14 protein-coding genes are annotated in these 17,665 nt (G+C 70.5%); 6 read left to right on the top strand and 8 right to left on the bottom strand.

The features are described from left to right. Positions 1-8: 8 nt before the first annotated feature. From MTES_RS14540 to mgrA, 3 genes are all read right to left on the bottom strand, one after another. Complete coding sequence (locus MTES_RS14540; RefSeq protein ID WP_013586035.1) at positions 9-311, bottom strand: DUF427 domain-containing protein; 303 nt, start codon at positions 309-311, stop codon at positions 9-11. Between the two features lie 133 nt (positions 312-444). Next, complete coding sequence (locus MTES_RS14535; protein ID WP_013586034.1) at positions 445-1,371, bottom strand: 4-(cytidine 5'-diphospho)-2-C-methyl-D-erythritol kinase; 927 nt, start codon at positions 1,369-1,371, stop codon at positions 445-447. Next, complete coding sequence (gene mgrA / locus MTES_RS14530; protein WP_043361491.1) at positions 1,368-2,435, bottom strand: L-glyceraldehyde 3-phosphate reductase; 1,068 nt, start codon at positions 2,433-2,435, stop codon at positions 1,368-1,370. Before mgrA ends, MTES_RS14535 begins: the two co-directional genes overlap by 4 nt. A gap of 113 nt (positions 2,436-2,548) precedes the next feature. On the opposite strand from mgrA, the gene MTES_RS14525 reads away from it, so the two are divergent. Then, complete coding sequence (locus tag MTES_RS14525; protein WP_013586032.1) at positions 2,549-4,129, top strand: stealth family protein; 1,581 nt, start codon at positions 2,549-2,551, stop codon at positions 4,127-4,129. Here MTES_RS14525 and MTES_RS14520 read toward each other — a convergent pair. After that, on the bottom strand, positions 4,080-5,015 hold the full coding sequence (locus tag MTES_RS14520) for a phosphodiesterase (protein WP_013586031.1): 936 nt from the start codon (positions 5,013-5,015) through the stop codon (positions 4,080-4,082). The two genes, MTES_RS14525 and MTES_RS14520, sit on opposite strands and share 50 nt — an antisense overlap. 184 nt (positions 5,016-5,199) lie before the next feature. Further along, complete coding sequence (gene rsmA, locus MTES_RS14515; protein WP_013586030.1) at positions 5,200-6,039, bottom strand: 16S rRNA (adenine(1518)-N(6)/adenine(1519)-N(6))-dimethyltransferase RsmA; 840 nt, start codon at positions 6,037-6,039, stop codon at positions 5,200-5,202. 57 nt (positions 6,040-6,096) lie between these two features. Between rsmA and MTES_RS14510 the strand changes: the two genes are divergently transcribed. Next, positions 6,097-7,557, top strand: a complete 1,461-nt coding sequence (locus MTES_RS14510; RefSeq protein ID WP_013586029.1) for a sugar porter family MFS transporter — start codon at positions 6,097-6,099, stop codon at positions 7,555-7,557. 292 nt (positions 7,558-7,849) lie between these two features. Here the strand turns inward: MTES_RS14510 and MTES_RS14505 are convergent, their stop codons facing one another. The 3 genes from MTES_RS14505 to MTES_RS14495 form a co-directional block, all read right to left on the bottom strand. Beyond that, positions 7,850-8,755, bottom strand: coding sequence for a TatD family hydrolase (locus MTES_RS14505; protein WP_043363062.1), 906 nt, complete (start codon positions 8,753-8,755; stop codon positions 7,850-7,852). A 77-nt stretch (positions 8,756-8,832) separates the two neighbouring features. Beyond that, complete coding sequence (gene metG / locus MTES_RS14500; protein ID WP_013586027.1) at positions 8,833-10,407, bottom strand: methionine--tRNA ligase; 1,575 nt, start codon at positions 10,405-10,407, stop codon at positions 8,833-8,835. Between the two features lie 55 nt (positions 10,408-10,462). Beyond that, complete coding sequence (locus MTES_RS14495; protein WP_013586026.1) at positions 10,463-11,479, bottom strand: LacI family DNA-binding transcriptional regulator; 1,017 nt, start codon at positions 11,477-11,479, stop codon at positions 10,463-10,465. A 169-nt stretch (positions 11,480-11,648) separates the two neighbouring features. On the opposite strand from MTES_RS14495, the gene MTES_RS14490 reads away from it, so the two are divergent. From MTES_RS14490 to MTES_RS14475, 4 genes are all read left to right on the top strand, one after another. After that, positions 11,649-13,673, top strand: coding sequence for a beta-galactosidase (locus MTES_RS14490; protein WP_013586025.1), 2,025 nt, complete (start codon positions 11,649-11,651; stop codon positions 13,671-13,673). A gap of 153 nt (positions 13,674-13,826) precedes the next feature. Beyond that, entirely contained in the window at positions 13,827-15,062 is a 1,236-nt protein-coding gene (locus MTES_RS14485; RefSeq protein WP_013586024.1) for a sugar ABC transporter substrate-binding protein, read from the top strand. Positions 15,063-15,130: 68 nt separating this feature from the next. Further along, the gene (locus MTES_RS14480) at positions 15,131-16,753 is read left to right on the top strand and encodes an ABC transporter permease subunit (protein WP_013586023.1); all 1,623 of its coding nucleotides are present in this window, start codon (positions 15,131-15,133) and stop codon (positions 16,751-16,753) included. After that, positions 16,750-17,649: a sugar ABC transporter permease gene (locus MTES_RS14475; RefSeq protein WP_013586022.1), complete on the top strand. Its 900-nt coding sequence runs from the start codon at positions 16,750-16,752 to the stop codon at positions 17,647-17,649. The genes MTES_RS14480 and MTES_RS14475 overlap by 4 nt, the downstream gene beginning before the upstream one ends. Positions 17,650-17,665: the final 16 nt, after the last annotated feature.

Below are 17,665 nucleotides of genomic sequence, written 5' to 3'. Positions count from 1 at the left end.
GCCCGACCTCAGTCGGAGACCACGACCTTGCGGTCGAAGGCCACGTATCCCGCGAAGTCCGTGCCCACGCGCTCCACCGCACCGGGGCGCAGGTCCGGGTACGACCAGGCGCCGTCGGCGAGCTCCGCGCCATCGAGCGAGACGTTCCAGTACTGGACCTCGCCCTTCCACGGGCAGGTGTAGGGGGTGGGGCTCTCGTTCAGGGCACCCTCGCGCACCGCGCGCGGCGGGAAGTACCAGTTGCCCTCGATCGACACCACGTCGTCGCGGTCGGCTTCGGCGATCACGACGCCATCGAGCACTGCCTTCATGGCGAACCCCCTTCGTGGCCCCGCGGGCACGGCACCCAGCGGTGATCGACCACCTCCCGAGAGGCTAACCGGGCGGATGCTGCGCGAATCGAACATTGCCCCGTGTGACGGGCTGGTCTAGGGTGCGGGATCCTCAGAGAACGCGGGCGCCGCCGACGGGTCCGTGGACGTGCAGAGCGACGAGTCCGGCGGCACTCAGCGTGACCTGCAGGTCGATCGCCGACTCCTCGTCGGCCGCGAGAAACGCCAGCGTCGGGCCCGACCCGGAGACGAGGCCCGCGAGGGCCCCCGAGCTCTCTCCGCGCTCGAGCACCCGCGCAAGATCGGGCCGCAAGTGGAGGGCGGGAGCCTGCAGGTCGTTGCGGAGCGAGGCGGCGAGCATCTCGGCGTCGCCCTGCCGCAGGGCGTGAAGCACCTCGGGAGCCACCGCCGGGACGCGCGGCGCCGGACCGATGTCGACGGCGTGGCGTTCGCGATGCGCGTCGAGTTCGCCGTACACGACGGGCGTCGACATCCCGATCTCGTTCGGCACCAGCACCCAGTCGAAGCGCCCGCGGGCCAGCGCGGGGTTGAGCTCGTCGCCACGCCCGGTCCCGACGGCCGTGCCCCCGAGGAGCGCGAACGGAACGTCGGCTCCGAGCTGTGCCGCGAGCCGCACGAGTTCCGACGTCGGCATCCCGAGACCCCACAGCGCGTCGCAGGCCACGAGCGCGGCGGCGGCGTCGGCCGAACCGCCGCCCATGCCGCCGGCCACGGGTACCGCCTTCACGATCGACAGGTGGGCGCCGCGGTCGATCCCCGCGGTCTCGGCCAGCAGGCGAGCCGCCCGTACCGCGAGGTTGCGGGCGTCGGTGGGCACGCCCTCGACGTCGACGGGGCCGCGCGCGACGACCTCGATCGTGATGTCGTCGGCGGCCGTCGCCGTCATCTCCTCGTACAGCGAGACGGCCTGGTACGCGGTGGCCACATCGTGGTACCCGTCATCCTTGACGTCGCCGACCTCGAGGAAGACGTTGATCTTCCCCGGCGCCCGGACGCGGACCGATTCGGGGGAGCTCATGATGTCGACGACGTCCGCCAGAGGTCGACGTCGGCGGCCTCGGACAGCGCGTCGATGCGCTCGAGCTCCTCGGTGTCGAACGCCGGGCCGTCCAGGGCCGCGAGGTTCTCGTCGAGCTGCTGCGTCCGCGAGGCGCCGATGAGGGCGGATGCCACGGTCTCGTCGCGAAGGACCCACTGCAGCGCCATCTGGGCCAGCGTCTGCCCCCGCTCCTTCGCGATGACGTTCAGGCTGCGCAGTGCCGAGAGGGCGGCATCCGTCAGCATCCGGTCGGGAAGCGACGAGCGCTTCTGCGAACGGTCGGCCTGGCCGTCGCCGAGGTACTTGTCGGTGAGGAGTCCCTGCGCGAGCGGGGTGAAGGCGATCGCGCCCATCCCCTCCTGGCGGAGCGTCTCGGTCAGGCCGTCCTCGACCCAGCGGTTGAGGATCGAGTACGACGGCTGATGGATGACGAGCGGCGTGCCGAGCGAACGCGCGACGGCGGCGGCCTCGGCCGTGCGTTCGGCGCTGTACGACGAGATGCCGACGTAGAGCGCCTTGCCCTGGCGCACGAGCGTGTCGAGGGCGCCGATCGTCTCTTCGATCGGCGTCACCGGGTCGACGCGGTGCGAGTAGAAGATGTCGACGTAGTCGAGGCTCATGCGCTGCAGCGACTGCTCGGCGCTGGCCAGGAGGTACTTGCGCGAACCCCAGTTGCCGTAGGGCCCGGGCCACATGTCGTAGCCCGCCTTCGACGAGATGATGAGCTCGTCGCGGTACCGGCCGAAGTCCTCCCGCATCATGCGACCGAAGTTCGTCTCGGCCGAACCGTACGGCGGGCCGTAGTTGTTCGCGAGGTCGAAGTGCGTGATGCCCCGGTCGAACGCGTGGCGCAGCACCTCGCGCTGACGGTCGAACGGCACGTTGTCGCCGAAGTTCCACCACAGCCCGAGCGAGATCGGCGGGAGGTACAGGCCGCTCCGACCCACCTGACGGTATGCGACACTGGAATGTCGCGCATCCCGCGCGCTGTAGGGCCGGTGAAGGTCGGGTACGTCCGGGCCGAATCGAGCGGGATCAGTCACTCTTCGACAGTAGCGCGCCCACCCCCCTGCTTCGGCCCCGGCGCCGAAACGCTCCCGTAACGCCGAGTATCTACGGTGTACGGATCCACCATCGACCCCTGAGGAGGCCGCATATGCGCTCGATCGTTCCCCTTCCGATCGACACCGATCCCTGGCGGGCACTCCTCTCCCGGTCCGATATCCGGATGCTGGACGGCATCCTGCACGTCGTCGACGACTCCTCCACCCCGTCGGATGCCGAGCGCACCGACCTGCTGACCGTCGCCGAGGCCATCGAGGGCGCCGGCGTCTCCGTGATGCTCGTGCGCGACGCCAACCGCCGGCCGAAGCTCGTCGTCGACACGGTCCACGCGGCGACGGCGCTCGCGGCCCTCCGCGATCCCGAGCTCGGCCCGGTGTATCTCAAGGCGCGCGGCGAGGACCCCGTCCCCGCCCACAGCGTCGCCCCCTCCCCCGGCTCGGTCGAGGCGTACGCCGTCTTCCGTCCGCGCACCTCGACCGAGGGCTCGTACCGCTACGGGGCGGCGCTCGCTCCGCGCCTGGAGTTCTGGCGCTTCGGCGAGAAGACGGTCGAGGCTCCGCGGCCCAGCGCCCTGACCCGCCGTCGCTTCGCCCGCGCCGATCTCGACCTCGTCGAGGTCGAGCGCTACGGCCGGCGCTGGCAGACGGTCGCGGGCATGTTCGACCCGCACCCGAAGGAGTTCATCGACGACATCGACATGGTGTTCTCGTGGGTCGACGGGTCGTCGAGCGAGTTCCAGCGTCAGCGCGCCGCGCGCATGCAGGGCTACGTCGTGGGCGACGGCGACGACAACGCCGCGCGCTATCGCCAGGTCGACGAGCTGCGGTACGCCCTGCGCAGCGTGCACATGTACGCGCCGTGGGTGCGACGGATCTTCATCGCGACCGACTCCCCCACCCCCGAGTGGCTCGCGGATCACCCGAAGGTGACGATCGTGCGCAGCGAGGAGTTCTTCGCCGATCCCTCCGTGCTGCCCACGCACAACTCCCACGCCGTCGAGGCTCAGCTGCACCGGATCCCGGGGCTCGCCGAGCACTTCCTCTACAGCAACGACGACATGTTCTTCGGTCGCCCGGTGACGCCGGAGCTGTTCTTCAGCGGCGGCGGAGTGAGCCGCTTCGTCGAGAGCGGCATCCGGATCGGCAGCGGAGCGGCCCACGTCGACCGTTCGGGTCACGACAACGGCCTGCGTGTGAACCGGGCCCTCCTCAAGGAGCGTTTCGGCCGCGTGATCACGCTCGACCTCGAGCACTGCGCGACGCCGCTGCGCCGCTCGGTGGCGTTCGAGCTCGAGCGGGAGTTCGCCGAGGACTACGCCCGCACGGCCGCGAGCCGGTTCCGGTCCGCGACCGACATCTCGGTCACGAACAGCCTGTACCACTACTACGCGCTGGCCACGGGCCGTGCGGTCGTCACGACGGAGCCGCGCACGCGGTACGTGCAGACGACGCAGCTGGACTCGCTGCGCACCATGGAGCGCCTCGTCTCGCGTCGCGACACCGACATGTTCTGCCTGAACGACGGCAGCGTGCCCGAGATCCCCGAGGAGGTGCGGGTGCCCGCGCTCCGGGCCTGTCTCGAGCGCTACTTCCCCGTGGCCGCGCCGTGGGAGAAGACCTCCGTCAGCGCAGAACCGGCAGCGGCGTCGTCGGCGGCGACACCGGTCCGCTGAGCCCACGGTTCGCCGGGACCTCGATGCCCGCCGCGCGCAGACGTTCCCGCGACTCGGCGGCGTCGACGTACTGCAGTTCCTCGGCGGCGCCGAGCGGCACGACCGAGTGGACGATCGTCTCGTCGTAGACGTGCACGAGGTTGAAGCCCTGCGCGCCGTCCTGCGGGCGGGTGCCGCCGACCGGCACCATGAGGTCCTGCGTGTAGCAGGTGGCGGAGGCCACCGACACGGGGATGCCGGCGAACGTCGCGAACGTCGAGTAGTGCAGGTGCCCGGCGAGGATCGCCCGCACGTCGGTACCCCGCAGGACGGCCGCGAGGCTTCGCTGGTCGCGCAGTTCGACCGACGCGGCCAGATCGAGCACGCTCGGCACCGGAGGGTGGTGCAGCGCGAGGATCGTGCCGAGCGGCGCGGGCGTCGCGAGGACGTCCGCGAGCCACGCGAGCTGCTCGGGCGTCACCTCGCCGTGGTGGAACCCGGGGACCGAGGTGTCGAGCGTGACGATGCGGAGGCCGTCGAACTCGTCGACGCGGTCCACCGGGGCGGTCGGGTCGGCGGCGTCGCCGGGGAGCAGGTGCGAGCGGAACGTGGCACGGTCGTCGTGGTTCCCCATGACCCAGACGACGCGCGTCTCGAGGCGCTCGGCGAGCGGCTCCACGAGCGAGCGGACGCGGTCGTACGCATCCCCCTCGCCGAAGTCGGCCAGGTCGCCCGTGAACACGAGGGCGTCGGGACGGACCCCGGATGCCTCGATCGCGGCGACCGCACGGGCCAGGTAGGCCTCGGAATCGACCCGGTCGTAGAGCGGGGCTCCGCCGGCGCGCAGGTGGGTGTCACTCAGGTGCAGCAGCACCCTCTCGGCTCTGGGGTACTCGGCGTAACGCATCTCGTTCCTCTCGGGTCGTCGGGTACGACCTCGTGACCGGCGCGATGCTCCCGGTTGGGCTGAAATGTTACCGGCATGTTTCGGGAACGTGGGATGAACGCCACACGAATTCGCCTGATCGCGTCGTGCGCGCTCCGCCGGCACGCGGAAGACACCGGTGCCCCGGCCTCCCCGGGGCGAAGCGTCAGAGGGCGGCGATACGGGCGTAATCGTCGACGGTGAGCTGCTCGCCGCGCAGCGTCGGGTCGACGCCGGCCCGCTCGAGCCGCGCCGAGGCCTCGGCCGCCGTGCCGCCGAGCACGCCGGACAGCGCCTGGCGGAGCATCTTGCGGCGCTGCTGGAAAGCGGCATCCACGATCTGGAAGGTGCGACGCCGGTGCTCCTCGGTGCCGCGGGGTTCGGCATCCCGATCGAAGGCGACGAGCACGCTGTCGACGTTCGGGACGGGCCAGAACACCTGTCGCGACACCGTGCCCGCGAGCCGCCACGAGCCGTACCAGGCGGCCTTCACGCTCGGCGCCCCGTAGACCTTCGACCCCGGAGGGGCCGCGAGGCGCTCGCCCACCTCGGCCTGCACCATGACGACGCCGCTGCGGAGGTACGGGAACGTCTCGAGGAAGTGCAGCAGCACCGGAACCGAGACGTTGTACGGCAGGTTCGCGACCAGCACGCTCGGCTCTCCCGGGAGCTCGTCGACCCGCAGCGCGTCGGCGTCGATGACCATCAGCCGCTCGGCGGGAACCTCGTGGGCCGCGGCGGTCTCGGGCAAGCGTGCGGCGAGGCGGTGGTCGATCTCGACCGCGACGACCGAGGCTCCCGTCTCGAGGATCGCCAGGGTGAGCGAACCGAGACCCGGTCCGATCTCGACGACACGATCGGATGCCGAGACCCCGGCGACCTGGACGATCTTGCGCACCGTGTTCGCGTCGACCACGAAGTTCTGCCCGAGCTTCTTGGTGGGAGTGACGTCGAGCTCGGTCGCGAGCCGGCGGATCTCGGCGGCACCGAGGAGGGAAACGGGCATTGTTCCACTGTAGTCAGCCTTCCGCCACCCGCCGCATGAGAGGAGTACGTTGAGCGGGTGAGTCAGACGCAGTCGATCCCCGCGAACGCTTTCACCCTGCGGAGCCCGTTCGGGCGAAGAGCCATCGTGCTCTCGGTCGCGGCGGCGGTCGGCGGGTTCCTGTTCGGTTTCGACTCCTCCGTCATCAACGGTGCCGTCCAGTCGATCGAGACCGAGTACACGAAGGTCCCGACCCTCACCGGCTTCGTCGTCGCGATCGCCCTCATCGGCTGCGCGATCGGCGCGATCGCCGCGGGTGCGCTGTCGGACCGCTTCGGCCGGCTCAAGGTCATGATGGTCGGCGCCGTGCTCTTCTTCGCCTCGTCGATCGGCGCCGCCCTGACCTTCAGCGTGCTCGACCTGACGATCTGGCGCGTGGTCGGCGGTCTCGGCATCGGCATCGCCTCGGTGGTCGCCCCGGCGTACATCGCGGAGGTGGCGCCCCGCCAGATCCGTGGCAGCCTCGCCTCGCTCCAGCAGCTCGCGATCACCCTCGGCATCTTCGCGGCCCTGCTGAGCAACGCCCTCCTCGTGGGGGCCGCGGGCGGCACGGCCGACAACCAGCTGTGGTGGGGCCTGGAGGCCTGGCGCTGGATGTTCCTCGTCGGTGTCGTCCCCGCCGCGGTCTACGGTCTTCTGGCGTTCACGATGCCGGAGTCGCCGCGCTTCCTCCTCGCGCGCGGCCGCGCCGACGAAGCCCGGGCGATCTTCGCGCGCCTCGTCCCGCCCGCCGACCTCGACAAGACGCTGAAAGACCTCACGAACGCGATCGAGACGGACCGCAAGAACAAGGGTGCCTCTCTCGCCGGCAAGGCTCTCGGCCTTCAGCCGATCGTCTGGATCGGCATCATCCTGTCGGTGTTCCAGCAGTTCGTCGGCATCAACGTGATCTTCTACTACTCCACGAGCCTCTGGCGCGCGGTCGGCTTCGACGAGAGCGACTCGCTGCTCATCGGCGTCATCACGTCGGTGACCAACGTGCTCGTGACGCTCATCGCGATCTGGCTCGTCGACCGGGTCGGCCGCAAGCCCCTGCTGCTCGTCGGTTCGGCGCTGATGGCGCTGTCGCTCGGCGCGATGGCCCTGGCGTTCTCGTTCGCCACCGGTTCGGGCCAGGACGTCTCGCTCCCGGGCATCTGGGCGCCGGTCGCTCTGGTCGCGGCGAACCTCTTCGTCGTCGGCTTCGGTGCCTCGTGGGGTCCGCTGGTGTGGGTGCTCCTCGGCGAGATCTTCCCCAGCCGCATCCGCGGCAAGGCGCTCGGCGTCGCCGCCGGTGCGCAGTGGCTCGCGAACTTCCTCGTGTCGTGGAGCTTCCCGCAGCTCGCCGACTGGTCGCTCGCGGTCACGTACGGCGGGTACGCCTTCTTCGCCGCCCTCTCCTTCGTCTTCGTCCTGTGGAAGATCCCCGAGACCAAGGGCATGGAGCTCGAGCAGACCGAGACGTTGTTCGTCCGCAAACCCAAAGAGAAGAAGGCCTGAAAGGACACGCTCATGACCAACAACTCGAAGTCCCACGAAGAGATCCGAGAAGAGCGCGAAGCCGCTCAGAAGGAGAAGGATCGCCTCGACCGCGCCGAGGAAGCCCGACTCGACGACGAGAAGCGCTGAGCGACCGTCCACGAAGGTCGGCATCCACCGGGGTGCCGACCTTCGTCGTTCCCGCGCCGACGGGACGCGCACACGACCTCCGTGATGTGCGCAACCTCAGCGGCATCCGCCCCCACCCGACGGACGATATGCACATCGCGGAGTTCGTGCCTCGCGAGCGGGGTCAGAACTCCCCGTAGACCTCGATCGTGTTCGCCGCGACCTGGGCGGCGAGCTCATCGGCATCCATCCCCCGCTCCGCCGCGAGGAAGCGCAGGGTGACGGGGATCAGGTACGGGGCATTCGGGCGTCCGCGGTACGGCGCGGGGGTGAGGAACGGCGCGTCGGTCTCGACGAGGATGCGTTCGAGCGGCGTCACGGCGAGGGCGTCGCGGAGGTTCTGCGCGTTCTTGAACGTGACGTTCCCGGCGAACGAGAGGTAGTAGCCGCGGTCGGCGGCGATCCGCGCCATGTCGGCGTCGCCCGAGAAGCAGTGGAACACCGTCTTGTCGGGGGCGCCGACGCGCTCGAGCGTCTCGAGCACGGCGTCGTGGGCGTCGCGGTCGTGGATCTGCATCGCGATCCCGTGCTTCTTCGCCAGGGCGATGTGCGCTTCGAAGGACCGGAGCTGAGCCGGGATGCCATCGGCCTCCGTGCGGAAGAAGTCGAGGCCCGTCTCGCCGATCGCCCGCACCCGGGGAGCGGCCGCGAGCTCGTCGATGACCGCGATGGCGGCATCCAGCTCCCCCGCCCGCTCGTAGACGGGAGCTTCGTTGGGGTGGATGGCCACGGCGGCGAGCACCCGCGGGTGCGTGTCGGCGGCCCACGCCGACCACCGCGACGAGTCGACGTCGCCGCCGGCCTGGACGACGCCGTGGACGCCGACGGCGAGGGCGCGCTCGAGCTGCTCGTCGAGGGACAGCCCGCCCACGGTCCCTGAGCCCGTCGAAGGGCCGTCTTCGATCTCGAGGTGCGTGTGGTTGTCGTAGACGGGGATGCCGAGGGGCTCGGGCGCGGGCGGATAGCTGACGTCGCGCCGGCCGTCGGTGGAGCGTTCGCGGACGTACTGGCTCGGGTCGCCGCCGTCGATGGTGCCGCGGGGGCGTTCGACGGGGGTGGACCCTTCGACAGGCTCAGGGACCGCGCGGGGGTCGGGGGTTGGCGTGCTCACGCCTGCTCGACGCGCGGGAAGAGCGGCGACAGGCCGTTGACCGACGAGCCGGGACGCAGCGCGCCCCACTCCCCGGCCTCGCGCAGCGGCTGGTCGTGCAACCTGCCGATGCTCTCGGCCGCCCCGAGCGCGATCCAGAGCTTCTCGGTCGCGATCGGCATGACCGGTGACAGCAGCACGGCGAGCGCGCGGAGTCCCTCGGCGGCGGTGTAGAGCACCGTACCCAGGCGCTCGCGCTTTTCGGGACCCTTCGCCAGGGCCCACGGCTCGTTGTCGGTGATGTAGCCGTTGAGCGCGTCGACGATGGTCCAGATCGCGGCGATCGCCTCGTCGATGCGGAACTTCTCGATGGCCGCGTCGGCGTTCGTCGCGGCATCCGCCACCGTTCGCTGGATCGCGAGGTCGATCTCGGTGAGCTCACCCGAGGGCGGGACGATCCCCTCGAAGTACCGCTCGATCATGGCGATCGTGCGGGATGCCAGGTTGCCGAAGCCGTTCGCGAGCTCGGCCTGGTAGCGGGCCGAGAGGTCTTCCCACGAGAACGAGCCGTCCTGCCCGAACGCGATCGCGGAGAGGAAGTAGAAGCGGTACGCGTCGGAGCCGAAGACGTCGGTGATCTCGGTCGGGGCGATGCCGGTGAGCTTCGACTTCGACATCTTCTCGCCGCCGACGAGCAGCCAGCCGTGCGCGAACACTCCGCGCGGCACCTCGAGGCCCGCGGCCATGAGCATCGCGGGCCAGATCACGGCGTGGAAGCGCAGGATGTCCTTGCCGACCACGTGGTACGCGGGCCAGCGGCGCGCGAACTCCTCGGGGTCGGTGCCGTAGCCGATCGCGGTGGCGTAGTTCAGCAGGGCGTCGACCCACACGTAGATGACGTGCGCCTCGTCCCACGGCACCTGGATGCCCCAGTCGAAGGTCGACCGCGAGATCGACAGGTCTTTCAGACCGTTCTTGACGAAGGAGACGACCTCGTTGCGCGCCGACTCGGGGCGCACGAAGTCGGGGACCGTCTTGTACAGCTCGAGCAGGGGCTCCTGGAACTCGCTGAGCTTGAAGAAGTAGTTCTTCTCCTGCAGCAGTTCGAGCGGCTTCGAGTGGATCGCGCAGACCTTGAGTCCCTCGAAGGGTCCCTCGCCGTCGACGATCTCAGCCTCGGTCTTGAACTCCTCGCAGCCGACGCAGTACAGCGCCTCGAACTCTCCGGCATAGATGTAGCCCCGGTCGTAGAGCGCCTGCACGAACTTCGCGACGCGCTCCTCGTGGCGCGGCTGGCTGGTGCGGATGAAGTCGTCGTTGGCGACGTCGAGCGTCTTCAGCAGGGGGAACCACGACTCGCCCACGAGCTTGTCGACCCACTCCTGCGGCGTCGCGCCGTTCGCGGCGGCCGCACGCATCATCTTCTGGCCGTGCTCGTCGGTGCCGGTCAGCATCCAGGTGTCGTCACCGGCCTGGCGGTGCCAGCGCGCGAGCGTGTCGACGGCCACGGTCGTATAGCCGTGGCCGATGTGGGGAACGTCGCTCGGATAGTAGATCGGCGTCGTGATGTAGAAAGATCGGCCGGAAGTCACCCCAGGATTCTACGGGGGCGCGCCCGACCCCGGCGGTCGCGTGACGACCGAGCACTCAGGCGGAGTCGCGCGCCACGAGGGTGGTCTCGAGCACGACCGGGGCGACGGGGCGTCCGGCGATGGCATCCAGGAGCAGAGTCACCATGCGCTCGCTCAGCTGCTCCCAGGGCTGACGCATGGTGGTGAGCGCGGGCTCGTGGGTGGCCGCGAGGCCCGAGTCGTCGAAGCCCGCGACCGCGACGTCGTCGGGAACGCGCCGTCCCGCGCGGCGGAGCGTCTGCACCGCCCCGGCGGCCATCGAGTCGGACGCGGCGAACACGGCGTCGATGTCGGGGGCTCTCTCGAGCAGGCGGGCCATGGCGGCGGCTCCGGACTCCAGCGAGTAGTCGCCCGTCTCGACGAGGGCGGGGTCGAAGTCGGCGCCCATCTCGTCGCGGAAGCCCACCAGACGGAAGCGTCCGCCGGGGGTGTCGTCGGGGCCGGCGATCATGGCGATGCGGCGGTGCCCGCGGGAGCGCAGGTACGCCGTCATCTCTCGCGCGGATCCGCTCTCGTCGACCGAGACGCTCAACACCTCGGCGCGGTGGCCGAGCGGGACGCCGCACGAGACGGTGGGGATGCCGGCTTCGAGCAGCGAGTCCAGCAGCGGGTCGGCCTCGTGCGACGAGATGAGCAGGACACCGTCGACGTGGCCCGCGCGGACGTAGTGCTCGACGGTGGCGCGTTCGGCGGGCGTTCCCGCGATGAGCAGGACGAGGGTCATCCCCCGCTCCGACAGGGCCGCGGCCGCACCGCGCAGCAGGAGCGCGAAGGTGGGGTCGTCGAAGAGCAGGTGCTGCGGCTCGGTCATGAGGAAGGCGAGCGATCCGGACCGCCCCGTCGCGAGACTCCGCGCGGCGTGGTTGGCCGTGTACCCGGTGCGCTCGATCGCCTCTTCGACGGCGACGCGCGCGTCGGGAGACACCCAGTGCCCGCCGTTGATGACCCGTGACACGGTGCCGCGCGAGACCCCGGCGGCGGCGGCGACATCGCGGATCGTCGGCTTACGACGAGCGGTCGGGGTCTGTTCCATGCCGGAATGCTATCTGCCCGCGGGCGCCGCTCCGCTTCTGCGGCGCGTCCGGACTGGGACCGGTCACAGTTCGGTAACGAAGGGCAGGTCGATGTTGCGTCACGCGGCCACCGCAACGGAGGCTGTGACCGGTCCCAGTCAGGGCCGCTCGAAGATCCGATGGAGTGTCATGACCCGCGTTACCCCCTGGCCCGCTCTCGACGGCATCGCGTACGGCGGTGACTACAACCCCGAGCAGTGGCCCCGCGAGGTCTGGGACGAGGACGTGCGGCTCATGCGCGAGGCCGGCGTCAACCTCGTGAGCGTCGGGATCTTCTCGTGGGCCCTGATCGAGCGCAGTGAGGGCGTCTTCGACTTCGCCTGGCTCGACGACCTCCTCGACCTCCTGCACGCCCACGGCATCGCCGTCGACCTGGGCACGCCCACCGCCTCCCCGCCCGCGTGGTTCCTCCACGCCCACCCCGAGGCGCGCGTCGTGACCCGCGACGGCCGCACGATGGGCTTCGGCTCCCGGGGGATGGCATCCCCCTCCTCCCCCGCCTACCGCACCGCCGTCGCGCGCATCGCCGACGCCCTCGCCGCGCGCTACGCCGCACACCCCGCGGTCGTGATGTGGCACGTGCACAACGAGTACGGCGTTCCCGTCGGCGAGGACTACTCCCCCGCCTCGGTCGCCGCCTTCCGCGACTGGCTGCGCGAGCGGTACGGCTCGCTCGACGGCCTCAACGCGGCGTGGGGCACCGCCTTCTGGGGCCAGCACTACGGCGACTGGGAGCACGTGGGCGCACCCGCCGACGCCCCGAGCGTCGTCAACCCCGCGCAGCGCCTCGACTTCGCGCGGTTCACCGACCACCAGCTGCGCGCGTGCTTCCGCATCGAGCGGGATGCCATCCGCGCCCACGCCACCCAGCCCATCACGACGAATTTCATGGCGAACCAGAGCTGGACCACCGACCTGTGGGCGTGGGGCCGGGAGGTCGACATCGTCTCCGACGACCACTACCTCTGGGCCGCCGACCCCGACGGGCACGTCGGTCTCGCGATCGCCGCCGACCTGTCGCGCTCGGTCGGCGGGGGCGCGCCGTGGATCCTCATGGAGCACTCCACGTCGGCCGTGAACTGGCAGCCGCGCAACGTCGCCAAGCGCCCCGGCGAGATGGCCCGCAACTCGCTCACCCACCTCGCCCGCGGCGCCGACGCGATCCTCTTCTTCCAGTGGCGCGCCTCGCGCTCGGGCGCCGAGAAGTTCCACTCGGCGATGCTCCCCCACGCGGGCACCGACTCCCGTGTCTGGCGCGAGGTCGTCGACCTCGGCGACGCGCTCGGCCGTCTGGGCGAGGTGCGCGGGGCGCGCGTGCAGGCCGAGGCCGCGGTGCTGTGGGACTTCGAGTCGTTCTGGGCGCAGGACCTCGAGTGGCGTCCCTCGGTCGACGTCACCCACCAGGCGCAGGTGCGCGCGTACTACGAGCAGCTCTGGCGCGACGGCATCACCGCCGACTTCGCGCTGCCCGGGCACGATCTGTCGGGCTACCGCCTCGTCGTCGTCCCCGCGCAGTACCTGCTCTCGCGAGCGGATGCCGACAACCTCGCCGCCTACGTGCACGGGGGCGGCACGCTGGTGGTGTCGTTCTTCTCGGGCATCGTCGATGAGAACGACGCCGTCCACCCGGGCGGCTACCTGGCTCCCCTCGCCGACGTGCTCGGCGTGCGCGTGGAGGAGTTCCTGCCGCTGCGCGAGGGCGAGACGACGACGCTCGAGAACGCCGACGGCACCACCCTGACCGCCCGCGCGTGGGCCGAGGACCTCCTCGTCGACGGGGCCGAGACCGTCGCCCGTTACGTCGACGGTCCGGCCGCCGGGCGCGCGGCGCTGACCCGTCACGCGTACGGCGCCGGCACCGGGTGGTACGTCTCGACGAGCCTGGATGCCGACAGCCTCGCGCACGTGATGGCCGCCGCCTACGCCGACGCGGGGGTCTCGGCATCCGCCGTCCCGGCCGGATGCGAGGTGGTCGTGCGACGCTCCGACGCCCACGACTTCACGTTCGTCGTCAACCACCGCGACGACGCCGTCGACCTCTCCCTCGACGGCACCGAGCTCCTCACCGGCGCGTCCATCGACGGGTCGCTGACGGTTCCCGCGGGCGGCGTCGCCGTCGTCCGCACCGCACGTGAGGAGGCCGGCCGGGCCTGACGGGCCGGCATCTCACCCCAGACGACACCCGGCCGCACCGACGCGGCCGGGTGAGCGGGCCGCGAAGACCGCGACCCCGTACGACCCGACCGCGACCACCGCGGTCGCCCGAACCGACCGCAACGGCTGCGGTCGCACAGAAAGGGACTCCTCATGCGCATGACAGCACCCCGACGCGCACTCCTCGGCTCGGCGGCGATCCTCGCCGTCTCCGCCCTCGCCCTCACCGGCTGCTCCGGCGGCGGATCGACCGACGACGCCGCCCAGGGCGGCGACGGCCCCGAGATCGTGGTCTGGACCGACGCCGAGCGCGAGCAGGCCATCGGCGACGCCGCCAAGGCGTTCGAGGAGGAGACGGGCGCGACCGTGCGCCTCGTGCAGAAGAACTTCGAAGACCTCCGCAACGACTTCATCGCCCAGGTGCCCACCGGCGAGGGCCCCGACATCACCGTCGGCGCGCACGACTGGCTCGGCGCGCTCGTCGCCGCCGGTGTCGTCGACACGATCGATCTCGGCGACACCGCGTCGAACTTCGAGCCCGTCGCCCTCGAAGCGATGACATACGACGGGCAGCTCTACGCGCTGCCGTACTCGCTCGAGACCGTCGCCCTCGTCCAGAACACCGCGCTGGTGGGAACCGAGGCGCCCGCGACCTGGGACGACATGATCCAGCGGGGTCTGGCATCCGGAGCCGAGCGTCCGTTCGTCATCAACACCGCGGGCGAGACCGGCGACGGCTACACGATGTACGGCCTGCAGACCTCGTTCGGCGCCCCGGTGTTCGTGCAGGACGCCAGCGGTTCGTACACGTCCGAGGTCGGCATGGGCGGAGCCGCGGGCGAGCGCTTCGCGCAGTGGCTGTCGACCAACGGCCAGGCGGGCTACCTCTCGACCACGATCGACTACGACATCAACAATGAGCTCTTCGCGAGCGGCAAGGCGCCGTACACCGTGCAGGGTCCGTGGGCGATCAGCTCGTTCGAGGGCATCGATGTCGCGGTGAACCCGATCCCCAGCGCCGGCGGCGAGACCGCGGCCCCCTTCGTGGGCGTGCAGGGCTTCTACCTCAGCGCCCAGAGCAAGAACGCGCTGCTCGCGACGGAGTTCCTCGTGAACTACCTCGGCACCGAGGACGCGCAGCGCGCCCTGTACGAGGCCGACCCGCGCATCCCCGCGTACACCTCGCTCGGCCAGGAGGTGGCATCCGACCCGATCATCGCCGGCTTCCTCGCCTCGGCTCAGAACGGCGTGCCGATGCCCTCGATCCCCGAGATGGGGTCGGTGTGGGACCTGTGGAACGCCGCTGAGGCTCAGATCATCTCCGGCGCCGAGCCCGTCTCGACGTGGAACCAGATGATCACCGACCTGCAAAGCACGCTGGCCGGCTGACGACTCCGCGGGCGGGCGCGATCACGCGCGCCCGCCCGCGGTACCACCCCGACGAATCCGGAGCACCCATGTCGGTCACCCCTCCCGTCGCGCCCCCGGGCGCGGCCCCCACCGCCCCCGCGCGTCTGCGCGAGTCGCACGCCCGCGCCTGGCGCGGCATCGGCGTCGGCTTCCTCGTGAAGCTCGTCATCATGGCGGTCGTCAACGCCTTCGGCATCCTGACGATCCTCACCGCCGTCGGCGCCGACTCCTGGCTGCTGGCTTCGATCACCGCCGTGCTGCTGATCGTCGCCGACATCGTCTACTTCACCCGCCGCGCGCTGCCACTGAAGTACCTGCTGCCGGGGCTGATCTTCCTCTTCGCGTTCCAGGTCTTCATCTTCGGCTACACCGCCTACATCGCCTTCACGAACTACGGCACGGGCCACGCGGGATCGCAATCGCAGGCGGTGGATGCCACCCTGATCCAGGGCGAACGCCGGGTCGACGACTCCGCGACCTACCCGATGGCCGTCGTGGAACGCCTCGGCACGTACGGCCTCGCGATCGCCGACGACGACGTCGTGCGCGTGGGCACCCCCGACGAGCCCCTGACCACGGTCGACGGCGAGATCGGCGCAAGCGGCGCCCCCACCGAGGTGTCGGGCTGGACCGTCGTGCCGCGTGCCGAGGTGCTCACCGATCCCGCGGTGCAGCAGGCCGCCGCGGCCCTCCGGGTCCCCCTGTCCGACGACCCGAACGACGGCGCGCTGCGCACCCGCGACGGCTCGACCGCGACGGTGTACACCTCGACCCTCGTGTGGGACGAGCAGGCGCAGACCATCACCGACACCACGACCGGCACGGTCTACACCGCGACCGACCGCGGCACCTTCACCTCCGCGGACGGGCAGAGCCTGCCCACCGGCTGGTACGTCAACGTCGGGTTCGAGAACTTCCTGCGCGTGTTCACCGACGGCGCCCTCCTGCAACCGCTGCTGTCGGTCACGGGGTGGACGTTCGCGTTCGCGATCCTGTCGGTGGTGATCAGCTTCGGGCTCGGCTTGCTGTTCGCGATGATCTTCAACGACCCGCGCGTGCGGGCCCGCAAGTTCCTGCGGACCCTGTTCATCCTCCCGTACGCGTTCCCGGCGTTCATGTCGGCGCTGCTGTTCCGCGGCATGTTCAACTCCGAGTTCGGCGTCATCAACGACGTGTTCTTCTTCGGCCTGCCGATCAACTGGCTCGGCGATCCGGTGCTCGCGAAGCTCGCCGTGCTGTGGGTGAACGTGTGGCTCAGCTACCCGTACTGGTTCCTCGTGTGCACGGGTGCTCTGCAGGCCCTCCCCTCCGACACCCTCGAGGCCGCACAGCTCGACGGCGCCGGCCGGTGGCGCTCCTTCCGGTCGATCGTGCTGCCCCTGCTGCTCGTCTCGACCGCGCCGCTGGCGATCTCGTCGTTCGCCTTCAGCTTCAACAACTTCACCGTCATCTACATGTTCAACAACGGCGGGCCCGCGATACCCGGAGCGCCTTACGCACTGGGCTCGACCGACATCCTCATCTCGGCCATCTACGACATCTCCGGCGTCTCGGGCGGAGCCGCCGATTACGGCCTCGCGAGTGCGCTGTCGATCGTCGTGTTCGTCGTCGTCGGCGCCATCTCGGCGCTGGCCTTCCGTCAGACCCGCAAGCTGGAGGAGTTCGCATGACCGTCACCGCACGCGGCACCGGGCGCGACGCCGCCCGCACCACCCCCGCGAAGAAGCGCCGCTGGCTCGCCGAGGTCGGCTGGAAGTACCCCGTCGCCGCGCTCATCGCCTTCTACGCGCTCTTCCCGCTCGTCTACGTCCTCTCGGCCTCGCTCAACCCGCGCGGCAGCCTCGCGTCGTCGAACGCGCTGTTCTCGGCGGTCGACATCTCGAACTACGCCGCCCTGGCGGGCACGAGCTACTGGACGTGGGTCGGCAACACCCTCTTCATCGGCGGCGTCGCCTCGGTGGGCGCGGTCCTCATGGGCGCGGCCGGCGCCTACGCGTTCTCACGCTTCCGCTTCTCGGGACGGCGCGCGAGCCTCACCGGCCTGCTCATCGTGCAGATGTTCCCGCAGGCGCTGGCCTTCGTCGCGATCTTCCTCATGCTCCTGACCATCGGCGAGGTCGTGCCCGCGCTCGGCATCAACTCGAAGCTCGCGCTCATCTGCGTGTACCTCGGCGGCGCCCTCGGGGCCAACACGTTCCTCATGTACGGCTTCTTCAACACGATCCCCATCGAGATCGACGAGTCCGCCAAGATCGACGGCGCCACGCACGCGCAGATCTTCTGGCGCCTGATCATGCCGCTCGTGACGCCGATCCTCGCCGTCGTGGCGCTGCTCGCCTTCATCGCCGCCTTCGGCGACTACATCCTGGCGCGCATCATCCTCGTGTCCGAGGACAACTGGACCCTCGCGGTCGGCATGTACCAGTGGGTCTCGAACCAGCTCACCTCGCGGTGGGGCCTGTTCGCCGCGGGCTCGGTGCTCGCGTCGATCCCGGTCCTCGCCCTGTTCCTGTCGCTGCAGCGCTACATCGTCGGCGGCCTGACCCAGGGGTCGGTCAAGGGCTGATGCCCGACCGCCCCGC

Origin of the sequence: Microbacterium testaceum StLB037, from assembly GCF_000202635.1 — a bacterium.
Lineage (GTDB): Bacteria > Actinomycetota > Actinomycetes > Actinomycetales > Microbacteriaceae > Microbacterium > Microbacterium testaceum_F.
Note: the sequence above shows the minus strand (reverse complement) of the source record. Positions and strands in the feature narration are given on the sequence as shown.

Coding starts and splice junctions, on each gene's coding strand:
- MTES_RS14540 (WP_013586035.1), bottom strand. CDS start 311: ATGAAGGCAGTGCTCGATGGCGTCGTGATCGCCGAAGCCGACCGCGAC.
- MTES_RS14535 (WP_013586034.1), bottom strand. CDS start 1,371: ATGAGCTCCCCCGAATCGGTCCGCGTCCGGGCGCCGGGGAAGATCAAC.
- MTES_RS14525 (WP_013586032.1), top strand. CDS start 2,549: ATGCGCTCGATCGTTCCCCTTCCGATCGACACCGATCCCTGGCGGGCA.
- MTES_RS14520 (WP_013586031.1), bottom strand. CDS start 5,015: ATGCGTTACGCCGAGTACCCCAGAGCCGAGAGGGTGCTGCTGCACCTG.
- rsmA (WP_013586030.1), bottom strand. CDS start 6,039: ATGCCCGTTTCCCTCCTCGGTGCCGCCGAGATCCGCCGGCTCGCGACC.
- MTES_RS14495 (WP_013586026.1), bottom strand. CDS start 11,479: ATGGAACAGACCCCGACCGCTCGTCGTAAGCCGACGATCCGCGATGTC.
- MTES_RS14490 (WP_013586025.1), top strand. CDS start 11,649: ATGACCCGCGTTACCCCCTGGCCCGCTCTCGACGGCATCGCGTACGGC.
- MTES_RS14485 (WP_013586024.1), top strand. CDS start 13,827: ATGCGCATGACAGCACCCCGACGCGCACTCCTCGGCTCGGCGGCGATC.
- MTES_RS14480 (WP_013586023.1), top strand. CDS start 15,131: ATGTCGGTCACCCCTCCCGTCGCGCCCCCGGGCGCGGCCCCCACCGCC.
- MTES_RS14475 (WP_013586022.1), top strand. CDS start 16,750: ATGACCGTCACCGCACGCGGCACCGGGCGCGACGCCGCCCGCACCACC.